The following is a 25627-nucleotide window of genomic DNA, read 5'->3' as shown; positions in this document are numbered from 1 at the left end:
GTTTTATTGTGTATAAGCATCCTCTAATACACTTAAGTCAATTTTTTTCATTTTAATCACAGCGTTCATTACTCGCTGTGATTTGTCCGGGTCAGGATCTGCTATCATATCATTCAAACTTACTGGGACTATTTGCCAGGATACACCAAAACGGTCCTTCAGCCACCCGCACACTTGGGCCTTCTCATCGCCGCCTTCTGACAGCTTAGTCCAATAATAATCAAGCTCCTCTTGTGTTGCACAATGAACAATAAATGAAATGGCTTCCGTGAATTTATGTGTGCTGCCACCGTTTAATGCGACGAATTCCTACCCTTCGATAGTAAAGCTTATCGTCATTACATCTCCCTCGGAAATCCCGCTGATTATTTGACGCTGTTTACCGTAACGTGTAATTTTGCCAATGGAAGAGTTGTTAAAAATCGACGTATAGTGCCTCACCGCATCTTCTGCCTCTGTATTAAACCAAAGATTTGCTGTGATTTTTTGAATAGTAGACATGAGTACGCTCCTGACAAGTTTAATTTATTGCTGTTAACTCTTCCTACGTATTTTTGCATGGTAAAGTTTCATTTCAGCAAGGAACTCAAACAAATTTATTATAATTTTATTATGTAAACAAGAATTCAAAATCTTTATTTAGCAAATCGCACTCAAAAACTTCAGCTCTATTGCTTTCTAACTTTTTCATTACTAACTAAGACAGATACTACTCTCCTATACTCTGCATCATTTTTGCACGCTTTCATGTACTGTTTTTACTTTTCTTAGTTACTATAATGTTAATTTGTTAAATTCCTCACAAATATTAGTTATAATATAAATATAAAAAATCATAATAAATAACGAAGAAATCTATCTTGAAGGAGATATATGTTAATGAACGAACAGCATCAATTAGGCCCTAAAGTGGAAAAAAGCTTTGAACTTATCGGAAAAAGATGGACGGGCTTAATTATTTATGTTTTGTTAAGCGGACCTAAGCGCTTTAGTGAGATACACAAAATCATACCGGATTTAAGCAAACGCATGCTTACGGAACGAATGAAGGAATTAGAGGATCATGGAGTAGTGATTCGGCATATTATCACCGAAAGGCCAGTGCGAGCAGAATACTTATTGACAGAAAAAGGGTTAGAATTAGGAAAGATTCTTGGTCCGATAAGCCAATGGGGTGAAAGTTGGATGAGTGACTAGTTAGCAACAAAATTGCATGCAGATGGAAAGTAAATAAATGACGAAACTTTTATCGACGAAAAAGGAGCAGAAAATGGCTAATATACTATATATCACAGCTAATCCCTATGATGAGACAACATCCTATAGTATGGCAGTAGGACGAGAATTTATCGAAGCTTATAAAGCATTACATCCAGAGGATCATATTGTTCACCTAGACTTATACGAAGCAGATATCCCCTATTTAGATAGAGATGTATTTAACGGCTGGGAAAAACTAAAAGCAGGCACCCCTTTCGAACAGCTTTCCAATATTGAAAGACTAAAAACAGGCCGTCTTGCAGAGTTAGGAGGACAATTCTTATTGGCGGATAAATATGTTTTTGTGAACCCTATGTGGAATTTCTCCATTCCTGCCGTTATGAAAACATATATCGATGCAGTGACTGTATCAGGAAAAACCTTCAAGTACACAAAAGAAGGTTCTGTAGGGCTGTTAAAAGGTAAAAAAGCATTCCATATTCAATCGAGCGGTGATATTTACACGCATGGCTCTGAAGCTAAGAATGAAATGAGCAATCGCTATTTAGAGGTTATGATGAATTTCTTCGAAGTTTCCTCTTTTGAAAGTATTATTATTGAGGGACAGCAGCGATTTCCTGAAAAAGCAGAGGAAATTAAAGCAAAGGCTATTATTCAAGCACAAGAGGCCGCTGCCAATTTTTAAATAAGCATATAAAAAAGGCCAGATATCAACATATCTGGCCTTTTCATTTATTTTTGGCTTGCTGCTACCGCTGCACGAATACCGAGCACATAGCTTTCTTCTCCGAATCCAGAAATTTGACCTGTTGCAATATCTGCAAAAACAGATGTATGACGGAATTCTTCACGTGAATGGATATTAGACATATGAATTTCTACTACAGGTACAGTCAATATAGCTAATGCATCTCTAATTGCGTAGCTGTAATGTGTCCATGCTCCTGCGTTTAACACAACACCATCTATACCATTTAGGAATGCTTCATGAATCTTTTCAACCATTTCCCCTTCATGGTTTGTTTGATATGTTTCAACTTCAATTTGCAGCTCATCTGCTAATTTTTGAATATTGCTGTTGATTTCCTCTAATGTAATTGTGCCGTATTGCTTCGGGTCACGTTTACCGAACATATTATGGTTGACGCCGTGTAACATAAGGAATTTTTTGCTCATTGTTTTTCTCTCCAATCGTTTATAATTATTGATTGTCTCCGAATAAAATTTCCTTCACTTGCTCAACAGGCATATCAACACCTGTAAACAGCTTAAACCCTAAAGCACCTTGCCATAACATCATTCCTAAACCGTTAATAGCTGTTGCGCCAGCTTCTTCTGCCTGTGCCAATAATTTAGATTTTTGCGGGTTGTAAACAACATCTGTTACGACTAAGTCCTTACGTAGCACATCTAAAGTGTCGTCAATAATACTTAAATGATCTAGCGGCTTCATGCCAAGGCTTGTACCATTAGCAAGAATTGCACTCTCTGCTACTTCACGACGGAATGCTTCTTTATCTTCTAGTGGAAACAGATTAGCTTTTACGCCGAATTGCTTCATTTCCTTATTAATGTAATCTACATTTTCCTCAGCTTGCACGAAGAAAGCATCATTACGAGCGAAAATGCTGATTTCTCTTATACCTGATTGTACTAACTGGATTGCAATTGGAGTCGCCGCACCGCCTGAACCAACTAGTGTTACTTTTTGGCCTTCAAGGCTCACACCATGTTCGATTAAGTTCTTCACATAGCCTTGTCCGTCTGTATTGTATCCAATTAATTTTCCGTCACGGTTCACTACTGTATTGCTGGCACGAGCATATTTTGCCGAATCATCCAGTTCATCCAAATACTCTAACACTTTCATTTTGTTCGGCATAGATACATTGAAGCCTGCTGCCCCTGCTGCTTTTAGGCCTTTAACTGTTGCTTCAAGCTCATCATTACCAACTTCAAAAGCAAGATAAGCATAGTTTAAATCTGTTAAAGTGTATGCTAGATTATGCATACGTGGTGAAAGACTGTGCCCGATTGGTGTAGCAAGTAAGCCTACTAATTTTGTTTTTCCATCAATATTTTTTTCGTGTACGTTTGACATATTAGTAATCTCCCTTATTTCATAAATTTGTATTTTTATATTTAAATATTAAGCAAAAATCTTTTTGAATCTGCTTAATACGTATACAGCAAGAAGAACACTGACTACTGCGATGACCATATCGAATACTAATGTCATCGATATTCCCGCCGAACCTACTAAACTGCTAGTAATGATTGGAACAAGTATAAAGGATGCACTTGAAGCAATATTTACATACGAAGATGCAGTTGCTTTATTTGCTGGGAACAGCTTCATCATAATACTTAATGCTAATTGCAGAATTCCTGATGTAAACAGCCCCATTAAGAAGGTACAAACCAAAACAATTCCGTAAGAGTTGACCATAAATAAGACAAGCATGGATACAAAAGCACCGATTGGATAAACGATTGCCACCATAATTGGCGAGATGAATTTATCTAACACAACAGCGAGTAACAATACGGAAACAAGTGCGCCGATACTAAAGTAAGAAAGCAATTGCACTGCTTGGCTTGAATCAAGTCCTATAAATTGTTTACCTAGCTGCGGCAGCCATGTTTGCCATACAACAAATAACGCTGTTGAGGTGAAGCCCATTAAAATAACGGCAATTCCTTCCCCAGCAAACTTTGGCTGTGCTTTAAACACAGTTTCAGCAGCACCATCTGCTTTTGTAAGATTTTTATGATTTGGGAAAGGCATAAACATTAAGTAAATACCAGTTAGTAGATATAACACTCCAAGTCCAAAGAATGTCCAGCCCCAGAAAATACCGTTAGCTACTAAGATTGCCATGATAAATGGAAGCAATGTAGCACCGATTGATACAGATGCTTTCACTAACACAGAAGCTGAGCTTGCTTTCTTCGGGAATGACTCTGTTAAAGCTGGATACGTCCCTGAATCAAGCAGTGAATTGGCGATACCAGCAGATATGGCAAAGATAAATGCTACGATATAATTGGTTGTCGTTGGAACACCAATTAAGAATACAAGATAGAGGAAATTAGCCGTTATAATGACTGGCTTTCTTCCTAATTTGTCAGAAAGACGGCCAACAAAAAACAAGGCTATTAATTTCCCAATTCCAATCGCAGAAACGAGCAGGCTTATTTGTCCAACAGAAACTGCGTAACGTTCCGAAAGATTATCCATATTGGAGGCGATAATAATATTGATCATGCCGAGCATAAAGTAGTTCATATACATTCCAAATGATGACTTGATAAAAGGATTTTTCATTTTTACACTCCTAAATACAAAAGCTTTTTTAAATAAGAAATTATTTCTCTAAAATTAATTCGCTGTGCTTGTTCCTTTTGCGCATATATATAAACAGAGCAAGAATCGTGCTTATAAAAGCAATAACAAGGTCTAACACAAACACAGAGGAAACTCCTAAATATTTGATAAATAGCCCCGTAATGAAAGGGATTACAATAAAGGCGATACTCGCAGCAGCACTTATATACGAAACGCTTACTCCTTTGTTATGTGGAAATAGTTCAATCATGACCGTAACAGTTAACTGAAATATCCCTGACATAAACAATCCTAGACAGAAGGCATTCACAGCAATCAATGTCGGATTTTTATTAATGATTAACAACAATAATGCAAGGAACGCAAATGCTGGTAGAATAACTATGGCCGTAATCGGTTTTATCGTTCTTTTTAACAGGACAGCAAGCAATAGAATGGAGATAAGCCCGCCTGTACTGTAAAAGCTCAGTAATCCAATTGATTTCATCTTGTCTAAATGAAGAACCTCTTGTCCGTATGTTGGCAGCCATGTTTGTACGACCGTAAATAAAGATACAGAGCTAAATCCTAATAATATAAGTGCAGCACCTTCTTTCCAAAGCTTTGGTCCAGTCGAAGATGCAGTCTCTGATCTAGTTTCTTGAGACACCTTTTCTTCCTTGATTTTTGGAAAGCTAACCTTCATTAACAACAGCCCATTGCATAAGAACAGTAAGGCAGGAACAAAAAATACTAATCCATAGAACAGTTCATGCACGATAAAAAAGTTAATCATTATTGGAAGCAATGATGCACCAAAGGATATAAAGGCTTTTAAAAGAACGGTTGCTGTTCCGGCAGCTTCATTAAAGGCTTCATTTAGTGCAGGGTACGTACCTGAATCGAGCAAAGAATTGCAGATACCTGCGACAAAGGCCAGTCCCATTGCAATTTGATAATGCGATGTCAGTGGGATTCCTATTAGGAAAACCATATACAGCAAGGCAGCAGCCACCACTAGCGGCTTTCTTCCATACCGATCGGAAAATCGGCCTGAAATATTAATAGATAGTAAGTGCCCTATCCCGACGACTGATATTAACAAACTGATATCGGTTTTTTCCACATTTAGTTGCTCAGATAAAAAACTCATATTGGAAGCTAAGATAATATTGACCATTCCTAACAGGAAATAACTCAAATACAAGCCTAGCGCCATGTTTAAATGTTTATGTTTCATTTGATACTCCTAATTTTAGGTTAAACGCTTACAACCATTACTATTTGTTTTCAACTTGTTTTTATACGTTAAATCACCGTTTTACAAGCTGATTACTTCATTAGCTTTATTAACCTATTTAGTACATCGTTCTACTAAATTAATTAGAATAAATTCCTTATCTTATAACAATTTAAAATTCTATCACCTCTCTTTTAGTATATCGTTCTACTAAATAGATAAAAAATATCTCCTTGCACCTATAAATTAATCTTGTACGTATTTTAGTACATCGTTCTACTAAAATACTTTTTATAGATACAAAAGGATCTAATAAAAAAAGTTATTTTTAGTAACCTCGGTTACTTTACGTACCTATAATAATCCTAAAATTACTTAGAGTCAAGAATTAAATTTTGTATTAACAAGGTGTCAAAGTGTGAAACTAGCTCCAAACCGCACTATATGGGGATGCAGAAGATAACAAAGCACCAAAAAACTTTAATTTGGATACTCCGCTTCATTATCTTCATTAGTATTATGTAGATGTTTCTCTAATAACTAGTTCTGGATTTAAGATAATTCGTTGTTGAATTGGATCGTCCTGTTCCAGTTTATTATATAAAATCGTCGCCGCTTTAACTCCTATCGTACGAGGAAAGGAGGAGACTGTTGTTAACGGAGGATGATATATTTCCGCTTCAGGAATGTTATCAAAGCCTACAATATCAATATCTTTGCCTGGAGTCATTCCCTTCATTCCTAAACCTTGCAGTACACCAAATGCAACAAGATCACTAAAACAAAAAATAGCTGTTGGCGGATCGGGGTTTTTAAGCACCTCTAAAACTGTTTGAACGCCGCCTTCACTCGTCGGCAGACCATCGATTATGAGTGATTTATCCACTTCTAAACCAGCCATAGAATGTGCTTCCTGAAAGCCTTTCATCCGGTCTTTCCATGTGGTTGACATCTTTATGCCTCCAAGAAAAGCAATCCGCTTATGTCCCTTTTTTAAAAGATGCTCTACAGCAAGGAAAGTTCCCTTTATGTAATCAATCCCAACATAATCACAATTCGCATGATCTACTTCTCTGTTTGCAAGCACGACTGGCAATTCTAAATGATTCAATTGACTTACTGTGCTTTTGTTGCTTTTTGATGCTGGATTAATAATCAGACCATCCACTCTATGTTCAACCATAGTAGAAATTAACCGTTCTTGTTTTAACACAGAATCAAAGGTTGTTCCCAGTAATACGGTATAATCCATCTTCTCAAGTGTTTGTTGAACACCTATTAAAAATTCGGAAATAAATTTATTCGATATATCCGTCACTATCACTCCTATAATTTTAGAGCTTTGTGACCTTAATTTAGCTGCGACTCGATCGTATACATATCCTAGTTCTTCAATAGAATCTAATACTTTTTTTCGAGTAGCATCTGAAATTCGAGGATTGTTGCGAATGACTAAAGAAGCAGTCGAAGTCGAAACACCGGCATGTTTAGCAACATCTTGCAAAGTAATCCTCCGTTTTCTTTGTTTCAACAAAATCACCATCTAATCTTTATAAGTTATCTATTATTATAATCGATATTCTGCTGTTTGCATCATTTGTTGTATTAATTTAACTATTTTAAGCTTTTCATACACGAAAAAAAGTCCGATAAGATGACTTATCAGACTTAATGCGGGAAAAACGCTTAAAAGACTTTTTTATACCAGCGAGATGCAGCCTCTGCTTCTGTTGCTGTCAAGGAATGGCCGCGGCTTTCCCAATGCATTTCAACGTCGGCATTTGCTTTTTGCAGCAGTGACTCGAGTTCACCAGACTCCAATGGGGAGCAGATTGGATCATTCGTTCCAGCTGTGATGAAGACAGATTTCCCCGAGAGATCTGGCAAATCAATGCCTCTTCTTGGCACCATCGGATGATGAAGAATAGCACCTTTTAATGCGTCTTTATAGTGAAATAATAAGCTTGCTGCAATATTAGCTCCGTTAGAGTAGCCGATTGCGACAATATTTTGGCGGTCGAACCCATATTTAACTGCTGCCTCATCCAGAAATGCATTCAATTCATTTGTTCTGAATACTAAATCTTCTTCATCAAAAACACCTTCTGCCAGTCTTCGGAAGAATCTTGGCATGCCATTTTCCGATACATTTCCACGAACACTTAATACAGATGCCTGATCATCCATTAAACCGGCAAGCGGAAGCAAATCTAATTCTGTTCCTCCAGTGCCATGCAGCATTAATAATGTTGGTCTTTCAGGACTGGTTCCTTTATTAAATATATGCTTCATTATTTATCTCCTCCTAAAGAACGTATCTCTATTTTTGGTAATGTCTGTTCCAATTCTTCTCTTTTAGCTTCCAGCCATTCTGGCAGCATCAGCTTGCTTCCGAGCGTGTCAATAGGTTCATCTGCTGTAAAGCCTGGCGGATTTGTTGCTATTTCAAAAAGAATGCCGCCTTCTTCATGAAAATACAATGCTTTAAAGTAATTACGGTCCCGTAATTCTGTTGGGTAATAGCCCTTTTCCTCTAGTAGAGCTCTCCATTCTAACAGTTCTGCTTCATCCTTCGCTCTCCAAGCAATATGATGAACTGTACCTGCACCCATTAAACCGCGTATAGATGGATGGAGCTGAATATCAATAATATTCCCAAGGTCCCCTGCTGATCTGAATCTTAGAATTTCTTCCTGCTGGCCGACGAATTCTAAGCCTAATATATCTTCAAGCACTGCCTTTGTTTTATGAGGCTGAGCAGAATATAACACCGCTCCGCCAAAGCCCTTTATTGCATTTTCAGTTGCTATTTCATCAGTACTCCAAGTATTTACTGGTCCTTCACTTCTTTCGACAAGCTCCAGCTGCAGTCCATCTGGATCACTGAACTTGATTGTTTTCTCTCCAAAGAGTACAAATGAAGTGAATTCGACTTCGAAGCTGCTTAACCGATTTTCCCAAAAGGCACTTGACCCGGTTGGAATAATATATTTAGTGACACCGACTTGACCTGTTCCTATTCTGCCTTTGAGCTGCTGTTCCCAAGGAAAAAACGTAATAACTGTACCAGGGTCTCCTGTCTCATTGCCGAAATAAAGATGATAAACCTCTGGTCTGTCAAAATTGACTGTTTTCTTAATAAGTCTTAAACCGAGCACGCCTGCATAAAAATCTATATTCCTTTGAGCATCATTTACCATTGCTGTTATATGGTGAATACCTAATGTTTTCAACATTGTCTTTTTCCGCCTTCCACAATTTATTGGTTTTTAGGCTTTTATGTTAAAATCCAGGAAGTCTTAAAATATCTCGAATTCGAGATATTAATTTAAAAAAATATTTCGAATTAAATTATCTTGAACACAAGATAATAATAAGCTATATTTCCATAAGTGTCAATATAAAATAAAAAAGATTTTTGCCATTCCTTTACAGATTACTCCCTCTCTGTAAAGGAAATAATTTCGGCAATGCCCATAAAATTATTGCTGCGAAACCCCCATAAGTCATCATTTCCAATAAAGTGATAATTAAGCTGCTTCAATAATGCCTCTAAACTCTCTTTATTATCTGTTATATGCAGCTTATGCTCCTCAATCAGCCGTTCTTCTTCCCCGCTTACCTCATAATAACTGAATAATATGGAATAAAACACTTACACTTTCCCCCTGTTTATATACATTATTTTATTTGTGTTTCTACTATATCCTTGGAAAGTAAACTCAATATAAACTTAGTGTAGGAATAAATTGATTTTCAGTTTACATTTCTTCGTTAAAATTATTTATGTCATAATAGTGATATGGAGGCGCTAAGGTTATGTTTAAAATATTAGTTGTAGAAGATGACCAAAATACAAGAAAGCTGATGTGTGCTGTACTTAAGCAGTATGGGTTTGACGCATACGCTGCAGAAGATGGCATTGCAGCACTTCGCTTTATGGATAAACAGCATGTTGATTTAGTGGTGCTTGATTTAATGATGCCAAATATGGACGGTTATGAATTAACAAAACAGCTTAGAGCTGCATGGGAGCATTTGCCGATTTTAATGGTAACAGCAAAGCAGGAGCCAAACGATAAAAAGCAAGGGTTTCTTGCCGGCACAGATGATTATATGACAAAGCCAGTTGATGAGGAGGAGATGATTCTCCGCATTAAAGCCTTGCTTAGAAGAGCACAAATTGCGAGTGAACATAAGCTCGCAGTCGGAGAGGTTATTCTTGATTATGATGCATTGACCGTTTCCAGAAGGGCTGAAGTAATCACACTGCCACCTAAGGAGTTTTATCTTTTATTTAAGCTGTTGTCCTATCCGAATATGATTTTCACTCGCATGCAGCTGATGGATGAAATTTGGGGAATGGAGTCAGACACAGATGACCGCACTCTTAATGTACATATTAACCGCCTGAGGGACAGGTTTAAGGAATGGACAGAGTTTGATATTATCACCGTAAGGGGCCTTGGCTACAAGGCAGTGAAAAAAGCATGAAGGATTTTTTCACGAAACGGTTAAGCCTTGCGATTACATTAGTAATTTTTGTCTTTTTCGTATTTTTAGCAACGTTTGTTATAGCATTGGCGATTACGATTTTTTTAAACTATATCGGCTATGTAAAACATAGTGATATGACAAAAGCACTTCCTTTCTTTGGATTTGTAGGGTTTTGCATCCTCCTTGGAACCTCCCTAACTGCTTTTCTCAGTAAAAAAGCATTAAATCCAATCCGGAAGGTCATTGATGCGACCCATAAGGTTGCTGGCGGTGATTTCTCCGTAAAGGTTAATTTAAAAGGGATTGGTGAATTAGAGGAACTGTCACAAAGCTTCAATAAAATGACCTATGAGCTTTCCAGTATCGAAACTTTGAGAAGTGATTTCGTCAATAATTTCTCTCATGAGTTCAAAACCCCGATTGTATCCATTCGCGGCTTTGCCAAGCTCTTGAAAGAAAATAATTTGCCCGAAGAGGAGCGGCAAGAATACCTTGATATTATCATGACCGAATCAGAGCGGTTAGCAGCTTTGTCTACGAATGTTCTTACATTGTCTAAATATGAAAATCTCGAAATTATTTCTGATAAAGAGCCGTTTAGACTGGATGAACAAATAAGAAAAGCTATCGTTTTAATGGAACCAAAATGGTCTAGTAAAGACATCAGCATAAATGTGGAATTGGATGAAGTAACATATTGCGGCAACGAAGATTTAACACAGCAGATTTGGGTTAACCTGCTTGATAACGCCATTAAGTTCTCCCATAACGGCAGCTTTATACATGTTATGCTGGCTATCAAGGCGGACAAAATCGAGTTCTCCATTCAAGACGAAGGAGTCGGCATGGACGAAGAAACGAAAGCACGCCTTTTCGATAAATTTTATCAAGGTGACATCTCTCATTCAAAGCTAGGAAATGGACTTGGATTATCACTTGTAAAGAGGATTATCCAGCTTTGCCGCGGTGACATCTCTGTCGAAAGTGAAATAAATGAAGGCAGTAAATTCACAGTAAGCCTGCCAAAATGTTAAACAGAAAAGCCGATAATTTCAAATATGAAAATTATCGGCTTTATTTCATTTTTGAGGCTGAGGCTGCATATGCTTATCGTCAATCTTCTTATAAATTAGCTCCACTGATTTACGATCCTCTAAAATCATTTTTTTATTTTCATTCACTAGTTCTTTAAAGGTCTTCTTTCTCACCGCTTCTTCCTCCCCATATGTATCATATACTCATTTTCCAATTCACTAAGACTAAGCTCATATAACTGGACATTTTCTTTCTTATAAATACCGATGTTTAATAATTGATCTATAATAAAAGCCTTTCTGACTTCAACTGCGTTATTCCATATAGACAAAGGAAACATCCTCCTCTAATTGATAATAATTTTCATTCTCATTATCATCATACTGGATAGATGAAAAAAATTCAACTTTCACACCATAAATTTATAAAATTCTTACAATTCTAGTTAAATAAAAAAGCTGCACATGGCAGCTCTAGAATGAAGGCTTATACTTATGAGTTAGGTGCTTAAACAACCGGTTCTCTTCCCTTAGAAATGAGGATCATAGTTTTACTATTTTCGTTCCGTGTACTTCTTCCACCTGCAAAGCGTCTAATACACCTTCTACGTTTTGATAATTTATGCCTGCACCTGGTAAAATGATGATTCGATTTGCTGCATATTCGATTAACTTTTTAAGATGAGGAAAGTTTTCTTCGATTGTTTGTTCAGGGCTGCCGCCATGTGTCAAAATTCTAGCAACCTTTCTTGCCGCAAGCCAATCAATAGCTCTAAATTGGTCCTCTTCTGCCAGTTCATCAAATGCCATATGAAAAGTAATTTCCATACCTGCTGATAAATCAATTAAACGAGCAGTCAACTCTTCATCAATCCAACCATTCTTCAAACAGCCAAAAACGACTCCATCCGAACCAAGTTGCAAACAGACTTGAATATCAGCAGCCATCATCTCTGCCTCTGCACTACTATATTCAAAATTCCCACCTCGAGGTCTGATCATTGTCATAACCTTAACACCAGCATGATGAGCGAGCTCAACCGTTTTTTTAATTACCCCATAAGAAGGAGTAGTCCCGCCAACAGCTAAGTTATCACAAAGCTCAATCCTCTTTGCTCCCGCTTTAATAGCAGCAGGAATATTCGTTAAGTTCTCAGCACAAAACTCCTTAATCACATCTTTCACCTTTTATTCCTCCTAAATTGCTTGACCACATCACTTACATTATACCTAAAGCTTTCAAAATAATTGCTAAAACAATAATGGAAAGAATCGCTCTAGTAGAGTTAAAATATTTTTTGCCTAATAACCAATAAATGACACCAACTAAAAGAGCAGGAACCATCATCGGCATAATTTGGTCCATTGTTTCTTGAATATTTAATTCTACATCAACTGTTTTAAAAATATCCATTCCAAGTATAACTTCAACTTCACCCATATGGAGTATCGTATTAAAACCATCAGCGGCTACTATCATCGGTATTATAGGGTCTGTTCTATCCATTATTTTGTTCTTCATCGGCTTTAAGTGTATAAGAGGCTTTGAAGGTGCTGCATACGGAATCACTGCTATTCCTTTCTTTATTCTTGCAGTTATCTCCATTTTTCTTAAAAACTCTAACACTAGTTCCATTTATCAGTGAGAACACAGCCAACAAAAAAAACAAGCCAGAATCAAATTCCGGCTTGTACTCTTATATTTCCTCATTCTTTAACCTGTTTATAAGCTCTTCCATCCAATGAATGGTATGTTCTGTTCTTGTTGAGTAATACCCGCTGATAAAATTCAACAGTTTTTCTTTATCTGGGTAGAAGTCGACATTATCAAATGTCTTAATTTCTTCCCAGCGCGTTGTGAAGCTGACGAGCTTCTTTTCTAAAATCGAAATGATTTTATCTCGTTCTACGTATTTCAAATTCGATAAACCTACAAGCATATCGGTAATGGCATCGGCATTTTCAAAGAGCTTGTAAATTTTCTTCGGCAATTCTTCCCGACCTTTATCTGTTATACCGAAGACTTGTTTATCTGGTCTGTGTTCCTCTTTAATAATTTCAACTATCTCAATTAATCCTTGCTTAACCAGCGATTCGAAATGATAGTAAAGCTTGCTTTCTGTCAATCCGACAAGCTGATCAAGGGAAATAGGTGCTGACAGCTGTTTTTTGATTTTATAAGGATAATTATTACCCTCCATCAATCTGCTTAAGATAAATATTTGAATGGACATTATTTAAGCTCCTTAAAGGCTAATTATCCTTATTCTAGCAAACTTAAGCTGTAATTTCAGCCCCATTTTTTGATGCTGCTTCTGTTTCTTGAGCTTCAAGTGGTACAGGTTTGTGAACAAATGCGACGATAGCAATATTAATTAGCATTGCTGCTGCCCCAATTACTGCCATTGACCAAATATATGGACTTGGACTGATGCTTCCATACATATTTGCAAAGTATGCCTGCACAGAGTAATACATTGGTGAAATATGACTCATCCATTCATATGGCAAGTACATCATGTCACGTGGTATTGTGGCACCATTTGCTAGTGTTTGGACTAAAAGAATTGGCAAGTTGAGAATCATCCCGCCTTCTCCTACTAAGAAAATTAAAATCGCTGTGAAGTTGAAGCAAACCATATAGTTTAAAATTTGTTGTCCTAATAAACCAAAGAATAAGTCACCGCTAGGCTGGTTCACTAAATAAGCGATTCCTGCTGCGACTAGTGAAGAAACTACGGCAATTAATAATGCAGTAGATTGTACATAAGCAAATAACCTCGTTTTGCTTGCTTTACCACGGCTCGCTTTAAAAGCAGCTACAAGCTGCATCGCACCAATCATTGCCCCAACATAGCCTGCCATTGTTAAAAACATCGGCAGCATATTATTGTTCATCCCGTCTGGAATTTCATTTATCGAGACAACATTCCCTGTATAAGCTGTTTCGATTTTATTCGCTAATTCTGCTGCCTGGTCTTCTGGAACATTAAAGTTCATTAGTACTCCTTGAGCTGTTTGCTGAGAGAATTGTGTGCTTAGTTGATTATTGATTTGAGTAACTACTGAGTTCATCGTTGACGATACAGTTGTTGCTCCTGCTTCATTAATTGTGAAATCAATGCTAGATGAAACTTCCCCTTTTTGTAAATCAGCAGAGAATGTTTCTGGTATATGAACAACTAATGCTAAGTCATTTTTCTCTAAGTCCTCTAATGCCTGACTGTTAGACAAGTCTGTTTCAATTTCTTTAAATGGCAGATTTTCCTCTAGCTGACTTGCAATCTGTGCACCATATTCGCCGGCATCTTCATTAACAATAGCAATCGGCAATTTATCTACATTTCCTGGGATTGCTGAATACCCTGGCAAAAAGATACCAAGCATCGCAATCGCATAGAAAATCCCCATGAATATTGCGGCAATTGCTCCCCTTGTTTTTAAAAATTGCTTAAATTTCATAGATTACATCCCCTTATAAAAATTGAAGTACTCAAATTTGAGTACTTTTAATAAAGTATTTCATCATTTTATGGTATTATTCATTTGCTGTCAACTAAGAAATTCTTGTAAGAGGACAAGCTTTTTAAAAGCATATAAAAAAGAGGCTAGTAGTTTTAGCCTCTTTAACTAGTTTATTTGTTTAGCTTCATCTCTCGTTATAATCCGATAATCGATTTTCAAAAAAGGAACACCAAACAGCTTCATTTTATGAATCGCTGTAAGTTCTCTTTTTGTTGTTTGTTCAATTACAAAGTTTTCAGATAGCGGTAGCCTAAACAGCCATGTACCAATTGCCAAATATATACCCGGATCTTCGCCCCCTGTGCTTGATAACTCAAGAGTGTCTGTAATGCAATCGAGCTTTAATATGCCTATCATGGTTGAGAACGGAAGAGGGAGCGCTATATTCATATAGGCTCTTCCTTGCGTTTTATGGCTGGAGTATATAGCAGTGAAAACAGTACGGCCATTGACTTTACGTATCCATGCCCTCGGAGAGTTTCTGCCATCTAAAGCTTCATTTACGCTTAGAATTGTCCCATTCATTTCCACTACTTGTTTCGATACAGGAAGATTTAACTGCTGAATTAATCTACTGACAGGCTTATAGATTAATAGTAGCGGCTTGAACCAGCCTGCCCAATGGACTGCCGCAAACAACCGGTATTTGTCTGTATGCTCATAAAAATCAACAATCATCGGCGGTAATCTTCTTATGTCCACAAACATGCTTAAATCATCGACGAGCCCAGACTTGGCTGTATTTTCTGGGGTTAATTGTCCCCTTATGTTGCTGACTGGAAAGCTCCAAGCAGGCTGTTTCGTTTTCGGCAGGTGAATTGCCCAGCCAATTATTCCTAGCAGTCCAAATAACAGGCAGTTCACTAAACCATGAAAAATGAGCATAAAATCCAATGTCACATACCACTTTCCAAAGGCTCGCCCTACTGAATAGATAAGAGAAAATAGAATAGTAACACCAAGTGAGCTATAAGAAATACGAATGAGTAATCCTTGCAGAAAGGCAGGGAATTTTGTTTTCATCGCTAAATAAATTAATCCATAAATGCCAAAAATATAGAAAATAACAGATATAAATTCAAGCAGCGGCCAAAACGTAATACCGACAGCTACTAACATAGGTGCAGCTAATATTATCGGCACGAGGATATTATAAAGTTTGGATGTATGAATTCGGCCAAATAAACCGATCGATACTGGCAGTATAAATGCAGAATAATGAAAGTGTATTGCTGTCAGCCAGTTGAGCATGTGACTAAAACCAGTATTAATCCCATTTATATGAATGAAAAACCAAATTCCCCCCATAAACAGATACATCATTCCTATATCAATTGAAATCTCCGCCCAGTTTACAAAACCGCGTTTTAAAAAACGACGTAGACCTGACAATGCTACTGTAAGCGTAAATAGTAAGTAAATTATAGATAATATCATTTGTCCAGTATGTATAGTGATAACTTGCAGTAAAAGTACAGAAAAAAGCCCTGTCCAGATAAAAATAATCTGCTTCTTGTTTAGTTCCATTATCAACTGAAGTGTCATTGGTACAAGGATTTGCTGTGCTGCAGTCAATAACAAAATATACGGCTCAGTTGTCAAAAAACAGTTTGTCAGAAATAAAATAACTCCACCAACTATTAAAGTGTTAGAGCTGTTCAGATGTGAACCCGCCTTCATAAGCCATCAACCTTCCTATAATCGGATTGTGGATACGAACTTGAATCGTATAAACGTCGTTGATATCATCATACCCCTCCATAACCGTTACTTTTCCTTCAAAAAGCTTAGGTATAGGAATTTCCCATTTTCCAAGCAGAAGACGCTGAGCTCCAGATTGAATCTGTAAGCTCCCCTCTTGGGTAACAATGAATTTTAAATCAGAGTAAAACAAGTTCGGTTCTCCTAAATAATCTTTTACAATCCTTCGTTTTGCATCAATCGTCATAAACGCGTTAAATTGTCTAGTAACATGTTGAAAATAAAAGGTCCGCTCCCAATAGATTTCTTGTTCTCCATTTGGAAGCTGTTTTGCAGTGTTTCGTATCGTAAATGGAATATTGCTTCCCTCTTCTGGGAAAAGAAACTTCCAACGCACGGCCAATTTTAAAAAGGGCTTGAGCCAGCTTTTTCCGCTGATGATGGACAGCATTGTTCCCCTGCCATGAAACGGATGTTGTAGTGAAATCGAATAGCGTTCTTGCAGTTTTGGATGCAGCCTGTTGAACTCTTCACCTAAAATTTCTTTATAAATCATTGACTAACCCTTCCTTCTAGTACGGATACAGTTAGCAGCTGTCGGCAAATCTTTTCCAAGCTGAAAACCTACAAATGATAAAATCCACAGACTCAAGTTAAATGTTAGCGGGTTAAAGGGATGTGTCATAATCGACGGGTCTGCAATCACTGCAGACATTGTTAATATAGGGAAAATAATTAATTGAAGTGCATGCAATACAGTCTTTTTGCGGTATAGTAGCCAAACTACACCAAACATTATTTCAGCAGCTCCAATGAGCCGCAATAGCAGTCGAACCTTTTCTCCTTCGATAGAAGTTAAGTGGGATAGTATTGTCAGCTCTGCAGAATGCATCGCTAATAGCTTTGGCACTAGACCTTGATAAACCCAAACTAGAAAGAATAGTGCTGTAATAAGTGCACTGCAGCAAAACCGTAAGTATTGGAGCCTTGGCAATTCTCCCTTTTCGAGCCACCGCTTTAATACGTCAAAACTTAAGGCAGTCCCCCAGCCAATTAGCGGTCGAAAAAAGAAATCAACCATCCTTCCAAACAGTCCTTTTTGACGTATTTCATAATCATATTGTGTTAAGAATATCATCCCTTCATCGGTGGGTAGGTATTGCCAGTATCCCTTTCCTTCCTTAATGGGAGAAATTTTTTGGTTTGTACCAAAATGAAGGGAGGATGTTCTTGTACCGTCCTGTTTATTATGATCCCCAACGCTTTTTCCCCACCCTGCCACTTTTACACCAAAGCCAATTTTCCTTTCATATAGAAAGAACTGCGGTTCTTCTTCGGTATCTTTCGGCAAATATGAAATGGAAGAAAACCGAATATCCCATTGCTCATGCAGTTCAGGTGTTTGTGTTTTCTTCCATACCTCTTTTAGGTCGGCTTTAATTGGAAGCTCTACATATATTGGTTTATGTTTCATAACACTACCTCTAGTTTATGTGATTTATTTCACAAAATATATTAACAAAAAGCTTCCTCCGTTATAATGCCATTATATCAGCTTTCACTATTTTATAAAGGACCTTCTTGAAATTTTTTCCTCTTTCATCAGAAACAAGCTGCCTGTTAGACAGCTTGTTATCATAAATAAGAGTGCTTCCTTTTCATATCTGTTACTAAGTGGGGATTGTCTCGCTTCATTTTTGCAACAAGCTCAGCTGCTCTCGCATGATCCTCTTTCAGTACCTCTAATTCTTTTTCAGTTATTCCCACCAATTGAAGAAAATCCGCCCTGCCATGAACAGTGTCCATCCCAACCGCTTCTGTGTCTTGTACGACTAATAATGCTGTAATATCGGATTCTACTCCGATATGAATGGAAGTTCCATTCCCAGCAATATATTGGAGCGGTTCAAAAAAACGCTGTTGTGTAAATGTATAGCGAGCTAGATTGGAGAGCATATCAAGTGACCACATACAATCATCAAGAGTGTCTTCGTTTAATTTCATCGTCATTTCATAGCCCCATTTACTCCACTCCCCTCCAAAGGCCTCTGTGTCTGTATACAGCTCTGTCATGCCGTATGTAACGATATGTTTGTATCCATGAGACGATTCGTAAATACTATAACCGTCCAAATATTGATCACCGCCAAAAATCGCTCTTGCGTGCAGGTCTGTACCAAAATGCGAGGGTTCCTGATTGGGATACAGGTTCTCAAATACAGCATCAATAGCATCCCACCCTGGTGCCCAATCTTCTTGTTCAGCTGCCAATCTTTTATATTCTTGTTTATCCATTGTATTTAAACTCCTTCCTAGAATTCCCTCATTTTATTAAGCCATATTCTCGATAATACTTGTGAAAATTTCCGTATAGGTTTTTTGTAAATAATGTCCTGCTGGGATCCAGTTTTACAAAGCTTCCTCTCAGATACTAAAACCGTAACAAGCATTTCCTCAGAACAATTGATTTCATATTATGCAATTGTTAACTCCAGTCCCAAGCAAGCAAAGGATGACACCCACCCGTCTGTTTGCGCGCGAATACAGGCTTCGTAAACCCTTCTATGCGTTAATAATCTGGAGAAATCCATGAATCATAAAAAAGGAATGCCACTTCAACAAGTTCGTAATAAATACTAGCTTTGTTAACATTACTATGGCATAAACTCCCTCCCAAACGAATATTATTTTAATCTGTACTTACCATTTTAGCATTTACATCCAATATATGGATATAAAAAAATTCTAGATTCATATTTTCAAAGATTTTTTTAAAGATTCCGAGCTGAATATTCTTTGTTCAGCTTGGGAAAACTAACTATATCGCTTGTTCAGAGCCCTTTTGATAAGTTATGCTTTACTTTAGACAAGCAAAATCTATGCTTGAACTTATTGAGTTTAATCAGTCATTTTTTATTAAGAGTATCATAGTATATAAAAAGCAAAGCACATTCGTTGGCGCGAATGTGCGTTAAAGAAATAATTGGTTATTTGCTTTTTTTATTTTGTTTATTTCGGTATTCGTCTAACCAACGAAATAAGCGTTCCTTGTCTGCGGCTTCGGCTTTTTTCTTTCTTTCTGTATTGGCGTGCAGAAAATAAAGGATAAGCCCAACAACAGCCCAGATTGCTAACCACTTGTATGCCCAGTCGTCCATTAAGAATTGAACCATATCCAAAATTGGCGTTTTGGAGAATGAAACAGTTCCGTCTACAAACCCATCGCGAATCCGCTTAAAATTTTCAAACATGGCAGTCAATACAAACCCGCCGTAGAGAAAATTAGAAATGGACAGAAGCACCTTCTTCATGTTTAAATCACCTCCGTGACAACGAAGAGTGTCCTAAAGTTTCCTTGGCGTAAGTGCGAATAGACGACTCGGGCTAAGCTTTATTTTTTCCTGCAACACATCCCCCCTTTCAATACCACAAAAAGGAAAAACCACATAATATCCTTATCAGAATTAAATATATTAATTAATTGGCGAAAATATTCCTATTCTATTTGAACTTTATTAGGCTTTTTAGGAGTGCTGCAAATTTTATTGGGATTTGTATTTTGGAGGGGTTATTAGCTTTGTTTACAGTATTGCCAGTTCCCTTCCTTGGCTATTCACTACTGCTTGTCCCTATTTTAAATTGAGACTTTCTTCGCGTCTCTTCATACCTACATCTATTTTTTTGCATCATTGTGCTTGCTGCTTTCCATACATAAGCGAATAAATTCCTTTACTACGGGAGGAAGATTCTCGCCTTTGCGTGTACAAATGGCAATAATATTCTTTATTGGCGCTACTTCAACAAACACCCTCGCAAGCTGTCCTGTCTTCACATACTCCTTAACAACTAGCGAGGACACAAAGTTAACGCCATAGCCTGTCATAACAGAACGGACAGCCTCATTTAAGCCTGTAAACTGCAAAGCAATTTTTGGCGGCGTTACCCGATGTGTTTGACATAAGGAAAAGAGTCTTTCCCTTGTTGAGCTTCCTGCTTCTCTCATGATAAAAGGCTCTTTCATAACATCCTCAAGTGATACCGTACAGTTCGCAAGCCTATGCTGCGGGGAAACGACGAACCAAATCTCATCCTGAAAAAGCTCCCGCCACTCTACTTCCTCCATTTGCTCTTCCCTTCCGCCTGCATACATGGCTATATCCGCCTTATAATGAATCAATTCACCAAAAGCATCCTGTGAATTTCTCGTCGTAATGCTAATCTCTACCTCTTCATTATCTGCTTTGAATGCTGCTGCCCATTGCGGGATTAAGAAGTTAGCAGGCAGATAGGTTGCAGCAATGTGAAGCCGTCCTTTTTTCGCTGTTTTATAGTCTTGCACAAATTGTTCTAGTTGTTTTTCATGAGCAAAAAACAACGCTGCTTTTTGCGCTAACGTTTCTCCAAACGGGGTTATCGTAAACTTTTTTCCATTCTTATGAAACAAAGGAATTCCTAGTTCACTTTCAAATTGCTTTATTTGGCTAGAAACAGCTGGCTGACTGATCCGCAGAATTTCAGCAGCTTTAGTAAAGCTGCCAACACTAGCTACATGATGAAACAGCCTTAATCCGTGAAGGTTCATTTTAACTCCTCCTTATAAGTTTTATTTATATAAATATAAAAAACATATATTTTATTTATGTAAAATTATATCTTACAATGGATATATAATCCAAAAGGAGTTGGTTACAATGAAAATTGATAAAACTTGGAGTTCCGTTGACCACTATTTTACGGAGCGGCTTCAGCCAGAAAGTAAAGAATTGGAGTATGTTAGAGACAATAATCAAAAGAATGGCCTTCCCGAAATTGATGTCACTCCAACACAAGGAAAATTTCTCGCCATGCTCGCACAGCTTAAAGGAGCAAAAAACATTTTAGAAATCGGCACACTCGGCGGCTACAGCACCATTTGGCTGGCCCGAACACTCCCCCAAGACGGCAAACTAGTCACCCTAGAAACAGATCCCATCCATGTAAAAACAGCTCAAGAAAATTTAAACTCAGCAGGATTAACAGATAAAGTTACTATTATAGAAGGTGACGCATTAAACACATTGCCTACATTACAAAACACAGGCTTCGGTGAGTTTGATTTTATTTTCATCGATGCAGACAAACCGAATAATCCCCATTATATAAAATGGGCAATCCAATTGGCTGCAAAAGGCGCGGTGATTATTTCCGATAATGTGGTTCGCGACGGAGAAGTGATAAATAAGAACAGCTCCGACGAAAAAGTAATTGGAGTCAGGAAATTTATCGACATCCTTGCAGAAGATAAACGAGTTGATTCTGTTGGTATCCAGACAGTAGGAGAAAAAGGATATGACGGATTTGTATTAACATTGGTTCATTAATGAAAAAACGGAAGAGCATTGCTCTTCCGTTTCTCACATCATAGGGTTGTTTCCTCTTTAGATCGAGGCTTCCGTTCTTCCTTGTATCCTCCCTTAGGATGATCGCCATTTGAGAAGATAATAAAAAGAATCGAAAAGAAAACAAACAGATTTTTCAACTTAAAAACGCTTCTTTCTAGATTAATAGATATAAAAACATAACAATTATATACCGTCCATCCTGAAAAGACAATTGTCCTAATTACCCTTTTTCCCTATCCTGCAGCAAGGGCAAGGAAAATGTATGGATACGCCAACAGGTTCAGCTCAAGAAAACCAAACCCTAAAAAATATGTATATATCAGAATTATAGCCGTCAGAATAATAACCAGATCCCATCATGTATGCACCAACTAACAAATATGTAAAAATAGAAATTCCCAGCAAGCTTTTTCCTATCCAATTATACTTCACTTTTACGAAACTGATAAAAACAATCAGTATATATAAATAGCCCTAAAGCTACTAAGAAATAAGGAATATAAAAAGGTTCATAGAAAAACTCACTCTCCCCTTGAATTAACCTATTTTCAACAGACATTTTTTACCTCCAAGTTTTTAAAGTAGAACCTATTATTCTATAGGGTTAGAATTCCTATTAATACTATTGCTAAAGGTATGAGAGAAAGTCCAATCCATCGTTTTTGCTTTTTCCATAAACCTTTTACTAACATTATTATCCCTATTACTAATACTACTGCTGTCGATCCTATCATGTGATTCCCCTTCACTAAATCAATTTTAATAATGCAATAAGATTATTTACACCATGTGCAATTATAGAAGTTTCCAATCTTCCTGTCTTAACGTAAACGAATCCAAACAACAAGCCCATCACCGTATAAGCAATAAAAGCCTGCAAGGTGAAACCTGCTATAACATGTACGCCCCCAAATAGAAGTCCGCTTACGATAACACCTATATATTTATGCCTAAAAAATAAATGCCCAACAATAATCTTTCTAAAAAAGAATTCTTCGATAATTGGAGCCAAAATTATAATAGTAATGACAGAAAGGCCAGTCATTTGTATAAACTCTTCTGCTTTCTGTTGATTTTTAGGAACTGTGAAGTCTGGATCTTTTCCTAATAGAAAAAGCAGCCCTATTAACAGTGCAGTAAGAATAAATTTTAGAAACAGCAACAATATAGCCCATCCTAAATCAGCCCATTTAATTACTAGCTTTCTTTTAATGAACAAGTTTGACCATTTATATAAAGCTATTATGCAAAAAAGTATTGCTAGTAGTTTAAAAAAAGTAATATAGTACTGAATTGGTTTATTAACTTCCAGATATCCATCAAAAGCAGTCGACTCAATTCCAACACCCATCCAGTAAAACGGATATAACACCAGATATGGAATGAATTTCATACAGCACAAATATAAAATAAAAATCCATAAATAATAATTAAGTATGTATTTCTTCATTGCCCACTCCTAAATATTCACGTAATTAAAAAGAAATAGATTCCAAGGGAACCTATTTCTAAATTTAGTATATAAAACCATATTATCCCACAAATGATTATATAGTACTTTTATATTTTTTTAAATGGTTTTATTAATTCAGCACAGTAATTCTTTTTTTATACTTCTCAACAAGTCTAGTAAGTATTAACTAGCAATAATTTATGAAAAAAATAAAAACAGATTTCACTTATTAACGTTGCTAACAACTAAAGCCCTCCTCAACAAGTATAAGCAATAGTCCCCTTGCCTTAAGCCTATTCCCTATCAATTACAAAAGCCGCTTTGCCCTCATCTAAATAGTCTTCTAGTTCCTTAAAACCAAAATAGGTAACTCCTTGTGTTTTTGATACACATATAATCATATTGTTTACATCATCCATTTCTTTAATGGAGAATCTACAACCATCGAAGATGAATTGCAATCCTAACGGAGGATTCTCATGATTGCCATTGCTGTTATGCTCCCTTTTTTCCTCAACGACTTTCATACTTTCACCTCTATATAATATTAAATTTCATCTGGCCGGTACTCTAAAATGTCTCCAGGTTGGCAATCCAGTGCCTTACAAATTGCTTCCAAAGTAGCAATCCGTATTGCTTTTGCTTTCCCGTTTTTCAAGATGGAGAGGTTCGCCATGGTGATGCCGACTTTCTCCGAGAGCTCTGTCACGCTCATTTTTCGTTTCGCTAACATCACATCTATATTTATTACAATTGCCATGTTATACACCTCAAATCGTATGCTCGTTTTCATCTTTAATTACAATTGCCTCTTTTAGTAGCTTTTGAAGGACAGCAGCAAACACTGCAACGACGATTGCTGCAAAAATAGGAACCATACCAAAAAGGACAAGTCCGGGAGCATCGTCTAATTGTGCTACAAAAAATACGAATGGCAGCATAATAACATACAAGCAACTAATTGAAATGGCACAGTATTTTATCCATTTCAAAGCAACCACTGATTCTTCAGAAAATGCATGGTTATGATCAATATAATTTAAAAGTCGGAATGCTTGAAACAACGCATAAAAATAAGGTGCTGCTGATGCATACATTATAGTAACTATAGGATATAAAGCTTCAGCATAGTCTGGATTTGCAGTATGTGAAGGCAACCAAGTTAAACCTAAAATCCCTAGAACTAAAACTGGAATCCCTAAAAGAAAAACAGCTAATTTTAAAAAAGAAGTGGAACCTCGTTTCATTTAAAAACACCTCGCTATAATAATTTACAAAATGAATTTACCATATATTTTATCGTATTACAATAAATAATTATTGCTTTTTATTAGTTTATTATTGTATTACATATTTTCAAAAAGTGTATCTGCTGGGAATGCCGATAATATTTATATACAAACAATTAAATAAAATGAACCAAGAGTTAAACGTATTTGCTGTATTTAATAGGATTTATAGAAGAAAACCAGCTGAGGGATTTTGCAGAATTTAATTAAAATCATAGTGGAGAAATGATGAAGGGCGCAGGAATGAGTTAGGTGTATAAACAAAAAGAGATGTCTAATTGAACATCTCTTTACATTATTCATACTCCTCTAGCTCAGGTCTAACGAAGGATGGTAAAGTCGCACAAATATTTTCATAAGTAGAAAACTTTGTATTATTGGAAAGCCCAATTACACTATCACCATCATATCCTATCCAAAATAAACTAACCGCTTTATCAAATTTTACAACTGGCACTTCATCCCTTTTGCCTTCCCAATTACCCTGCCATACACGTTCTTCTGTTGAAAATATATCTTTATTGGTAGACCACATAACTAGATCATTTGAACTCCCCATTGAAATATATCGAGGGAGAATTTTCTTTAACTGACTTATAGTCTCTACTGTTGATACAGATAGGAATCTATCACGTTTTTTGTATAGATATTTAATAGTTATATCATTTTTGAGACATGCTTTCTCAAGGTTACGCTTCCAGTAGTCAGAATACTCAGCACAAAAATATAGAGGAAATGCTTGAATATTTTCCATCCACGACGGTATTAAATTCGGATTGCATCTCGGAAGATAAAACTTATCTAAAATAAAGACATATAAGGGCGTCTTGACCATCCCAAAAGGAAAAAATCCTCCTGCATCTGGTTCTGTATTATAATAATGTTTTGGTAAAAAACCTATTCCAATTTTCAATTCTTCATCTCCTTGTAAAACATACAGATTTAAGATTTATATATT

At 36.8% G+C, this 25627-nt stretch carries 31 protein-coding genes and 1 pseudogene; 5 read left to right on the top strand and 27 right to left on the bottom strand.

The window, feature by feature from the left end; all coding sequences use genetic code 11:
* Window positions 1-3: 3 nt before the first annotated feature.
* Window positions 4-501, bottom strand: a pseudogene (locus LXM54_RS09880) (VOC family protein).
* Between the two features lie 378 nt (window positions 502-879).
* On the opposite strand from LXM54_RS09880, the gene LXM54_RS09875 reads away from it, so the two are divergent.
* Both LXM54_RS09875 and LXM54_RS09870 read left to right on the top strand, forming a co-directional pair.
* The gene (locus LXM54_RS09875; protein WP_233315019.1) at window positions 880-1197 is read left to right on the top strand and encodes a winged helix-turn-helix transcriptional regulator; all 318 of its coding nucleotides are present in this window, start codon (window positions 880-882) and stop codon (window positions 1195-1197) included.
* 73 nt (window positions 1198-1270) lie between these two features.
* Window positions 1271-1906: an NAD(P)H-dependent oxidoreductase gene (locus tag LXM54_RS09870; protein ID WP_233315018.1), complete on the top strand. Its 636-nt coding sequence runs from the start codon at window positions 1271-1273 to the stop codon at window positions 1904-1906.
* A 47-nt stretch (window positions 1907-1953) separates the two neighbouring features.
* Here LXM54_RS09870 and aroQ read toward each other — a convergent pair whose 3' ends face one another.
* From aroQ to LXM54_RS09830, 8 genes are all read right to left on the bottom strand, one after another.
* On the bottom strand, window positions 1954-2397 hold the full coding sequence (gene aroQ / locus LXM54_RS09865; protein WP_233315017.1) for a type II 3-dehydroquinate dehydratase: 444 nt from the start codon (window positions 2395-2397) through the stop codon (window positions 1954-1956).
* A gap of 25 nt (window positions 2398-2422) precedes the next feature.
* A complete protein-coding gene (locus LXM54_RS09860) occupies window positions 2423-3322 on the bottom strand; it encodes a quinate/shikimate dehydrogenase (RefSeq protein WP_233315016.1) in 900 nt (299 codons plus the stop codon).
* Between the two features lie 48 nt (window positions 3323-3370).
* Window positions 3371-4549: an MFS transporter gene (locus tag LXM54_RS09855; protein WP_233315015.1), complete on the bottom strand. Its 1179-nt coding sequence runs from the start codon at window positions 4547-4549 to the stop codon at window positions 3371-3373.
* A 40-nt stretch (window positions 4550-4589) separates the two neighbouring features.
* Window positions 4590-5789: an MFS transporter gene (locus LXM54_RS09850; RefSeq protein ID WP_233315014.1), complete on the bottom strand. Its 1200-nt coding sequence runs from the start codon at window positions 5787-5789 to the stop codon at window positions 4590-4592.
* A gap of 517 nt (window positions 5790-6306) precedes the next feature.
* A complete protein-coding gene (locus LXM54_RS09845) occupies window positions 6307-7323 on the bottom strand; it encodes a LacI family DNA-binding transcriptional regulator (protein WP_233315013.1) in 1017 nt (338 codons plus the stop codon).
* 152 nt (window positions 7324-7475) lie between these two features.
* The gene (locus tag LXM54_RS09840; RefSeq protein WP_233315012.1) at window positions 7476-8081 is read right to left on the bottom strand and encodes an alpha/beta hydrolase; all 606 of its coding nucleotides are present in this window, start codon (window positions 8079-8081) and stop codon (window positions 7476-7478) included.
* The gene (locus LXM54_RS09835; protein WP_233315011.1) at window positions 8081-9025 is read right to left on the bottom strand and encodes a ring-cleaving dioxygenase; all 945 of its coding nucleotides are present in this window, start codon (window positions 9023-9025) and stop codon (window positions 8081-8083) included. Before LXM54_RS09835 ends, LXM54_RS09840 begins: the two co-directional genes overlap by 1 nt.
* A 200-nt stretch (window positions 9026-9225) precedes the next feature.
* Window positions 9226-9444 carry a hypothetical protein gene (locus LXM54_RS09830; protein ID WP_233315010.1) on the bottom strand — a complete coding sequence of 73 codons (219 nt, stop codon included), beginning with the start codon at window positions 9442-9444 and terminating at the stop codon, window positions 9226-9228.
* A 164-nt stretch (window positions 9445-9608) separates the two neighbouring features.
* Between LXM54_RS09830 and LXM54_RS09825 the strand changes: the two genes are divergently transcribed.
* Together LXM54_RS09825 and LXM54_RS09820 are read left to right on the top strand one after the other, a co-directional pair.
* Window positions 9609-10283, top strand: a complete 675-nt coding sequence (locus tag LXM54_RS09825; protein WP_233315009.1) for a response regulator transcription factor — start codon at window positions 9609-9611, stop codon at window positions 10281-10283.
* Complete coding sequence (locus LXM54_RS09820; protein ID WP_233315008.1) at window positions 10280-11320, top strand: HAMP domain-containing sensor histidine kinase; 1041 nt, start codon at window positions 10280-10282, stop codon at window positions 11318-11320. The genes LXM54_RS09825 and LXM54_RS09820 overlap by 4 nt, the downstream gene beginning before the upstream one ends.
* A gap of 45 nt (window positions 11321-11365) precedes the next feature.
* Here the strand turns inward: LXM54_RS09820 and LXM54_RS09815 are convergent, their stop codons facing one another.
* The 12 genes from LXM54_RS09815 to LXM54_RS09760 form a co-directional block, all read right to left on the bottom strand.
* A complete protein-coding gene (locus LXM54_RS09815; RefSeq protein ID WP_233315007.1) occupies window positions 11366-11494 on the bottom strand; it encodes an FbpB family small basic protein in 129 nt (42 codons plus the stop codon).
* A complete protein-coding gene (locus LXM54_RS09810) occupies window positions 11491-11652 on the bottom strand; it encodes a Fur-regulated basic protein FbpA (protein WP_233315006.1) in 162 nt (53 codons plus the stop codon). The genes LXM54_RS09815 and LXM54_RS09810 overlap by 4 nt, the downstream gene beginning before the upstream one ends.
* Before the next feature lie 211 nt (window positions 11653-11863).
* On the bottom strand, window positions 11864-12505 hold the full coding sequence (locus tag LXM54_RS09805; RefSeq protein ID WP_442780437.1) for a copper homeostasis protein CutC: 642 nt from the start codon (window positions 12503-12505) through the stop codon (window positions 11864-11866).
* A gap of 34 nt (window positions 12506-12539) precedes the next feature.
* Window positions 12540-12926, bottom strand: a complete 387-nt coding sequence (locus tag LXM54_RS09800) for a PTS system mannose/fructose/sorbose family transporter subunit IID (protein ID WP_233315005.1) — start codon at window positions 12924-12926, stop codon at window positions 12540-12542.
* A 91-nt stretch (window positions 12927-13017) separates the two neighbouring features.
* The gene (locus LXM54_RS09795; protein ID WP_233315004.1) at window positions 13018-13554 is read right to left on the bottom strand and encodes a PadR family transcriptional regulator; all 537 of its coding nucleotides are present in this window, start codon (window positions 13552-13554) and stop codon (window positions 13018-13020) included.
* Between the two features lie 43 nt (window positions 13555-13597).
* The gene (locus tag LXM54_RS09790; protein WP_233315003.1) at window positions 13598-14782 is read right to left on the bottom strand and encodes a YhgE/Pip domain-containing protein; all 1185 of its coding nucleotides are present in this window, start codon (window positions 14780-14782) and stop codon (window positions 13598-13600) included.
* Window positions 14783-14950: 168 nt separating this feature from the next.
* Window positions 14951-16525: a YndJ family protein gene (locus LXM54_RS09785; protein ID WP_233315002.1), complete on the bottom strand. Its 1575-nt coding sequence runs from the start codon at window positions 16523-16525 to the stop codon at window positions 14951-14953.
* Window positions 16494-17102 (bottom strand): DUF4166 domain-containing protein, encoded by a 609-nt coding sequence (locus tag LXM54_RS09780; protein ID WP_233315001.1) that lies wholly within the window; start codon window positions 17100-17102, stop codon window positions 16494-16496. The genes LXM54_RS09785 and LXM54_RS09780 overlap by 32 nt, the downstream gene beginning before the upstream one ends.
* A 3-nt stretch (window positions 17103-17105) precedes the next feature.
* Window positions 17106-18020, bottom strand: coding sequence for a DoxX-like family protein (locus tag LXM54_RS09775; RefSeq protein WP_233315000.1), 915 nt, complete (start codon window positions 18018-18020; stop codon window positions 17106-17108).
* A 161-nt stretch (window positions 18021-18181) separates the two neighbouring features.
* The gene (locus LXM54_RS09770) at window positions 18182-18841 is read right to left on the bottom strand and encodes a suppressor of fused domain protein (RefSeq protein ID WP_233314999.1); all 660 of its coding nucleotides are present in this window, start codon (window positions 18839-18841) and stop codon (window positions 18182-18184) included.
* 692 nt (window positions 18842-19533) lie between these two features.
* Window positions 19534-19857: a hypothetical protein gene (locus tag LXM54_RS09765; protein WP_233314998.1), complete on the bottom strand. Its 324-nt coding sequence runs from the start codon at window positions 19855-19857 to the stop codon at window positions 19534-19536.
* A gap of 362 nt (window positions 19858-20219) precedes the next feature.
* Window positions 20220-21128: a LysR family transcriptional regulator gene (locus LXM54_RS09760; RefSeq protein ID WP_233314997.1), complete on the bottom strand. Its 909-nt coding sequence runs from the start codon at window positions 21126-21128 to the stop codon at window positions 20220-20222.
* A gap of 109 nt (window positions 21129-21237) precedes the next feature.
* Between LXM54_RS09760 and LXM54_RS09755 the strand changes: the two genes are divergently transcribed.
* Window positions 21238-21906 carry an O-methyltransferase gene (locus tag LXM54_RS09755; protein ID WP_233314996.1) on the top strand — a complete coding sequence of 223 codons (669 nt, stop codon included), beginning with the start codon at window positions 21238-21240 and terminating at the stop codon, window positions 21904-21906.
* Window positions 21907-22348: 442 nt separating this feature from the next.
* On the opposite strand, the gene LXM54_RS09750 is transcribed toward LXM54_RS09755, so the two are convergent.
* The 6 genes from LXM54_RS09750 to LXM54_RS09725 form a co-directional block, all read right to left on the bottom strand.
* Window positions 22349-22486 carry a hypothetical protein gene (locus LXM54_RS09750; RefSeq protein ID WP_233314995.1) on the bottom strand — a complete coding sequence of 46 codons (138 nt, stop codon included), beginning with the start codon at window positions 22484-22486 and terminating at the stop codon, window positions 22349-22351.
* Window positions 22487-22675: 189 nt separating this feature from the next.
* A complete protein-coding gene (locus LXM54_RS09745) occupies window positions 22676-23377 on the bottom strand; it encodes a CPBP family intramembrane glutamic endopeptidase (protein WP_233314994.1) in 702 nt (233 codons plus the stop codon).
* A 296-nt stretch (window positions 23378-23673) separates the two neighbouring features.
* Window positions 23674-23907 (bottom strand): hypothetical protein, encoded by a 234-nt coding sequence (locus LXM54_RS09740; protein ID WP_233314993.1) that lies wholly within the window; start codon window positions 23905-23907, stop codon window positions 23674-23676.
* Window positions 23908-23927: 20 nt separating this feature from the next.
* Window positions 23928-24140 carry a helix-turn-helix domain-containing protein gene (locus LXM54_RS09735; protein ID WP_233314992.1) on the bottom strand — a complete coding sequence of 71 codons (213 nt, stop codon included), beginning with the start codon at window positions 24138-24140 and terminating at the stop codon, window positions 23928-23930.
* A gap of 10 nt (window positions 24141-24150) precedes the next feature.
* Window positions 24151-24627, bottom strand: a complete 477-nt coding sequence (locus LXM54_RS09730; RefSeq protein ID WP_233314991.1) for a DUF2975 domain-containing protein — start codon at window positions 24625-24627, stop codon at window positions 24151-24153.
* A 337-nt stretch (window positions 24628-24964) separates the two neighbouring features.
* Complete coding sequence (locus LXM54_RS09725; RefSeq protein WP_233314990.1) at window positions 24965-25582, bottom strand: hypothetical protein; 618 nt, start codon at window positions 25580-25582, stop codon at window positions 24965-24967.
* Between the last annotated feature and the right edge of the window lie 45 nt (window positions 25583-25627).

The sequence above is a fragment of the Bacillus sp. Au-Bac7 genome (genome assembly GCF_021341655.1).
Taxonomy (GTDB): domain Bacteria; phylum Bacillota; class Bacilli; order Bacillales; family Cytobacillaceae; genus Niallia.
Note: the sequence above shows the minus strand (reverse complement) of the source record. Positions and strands in the feature narration are given on the sequence as shown.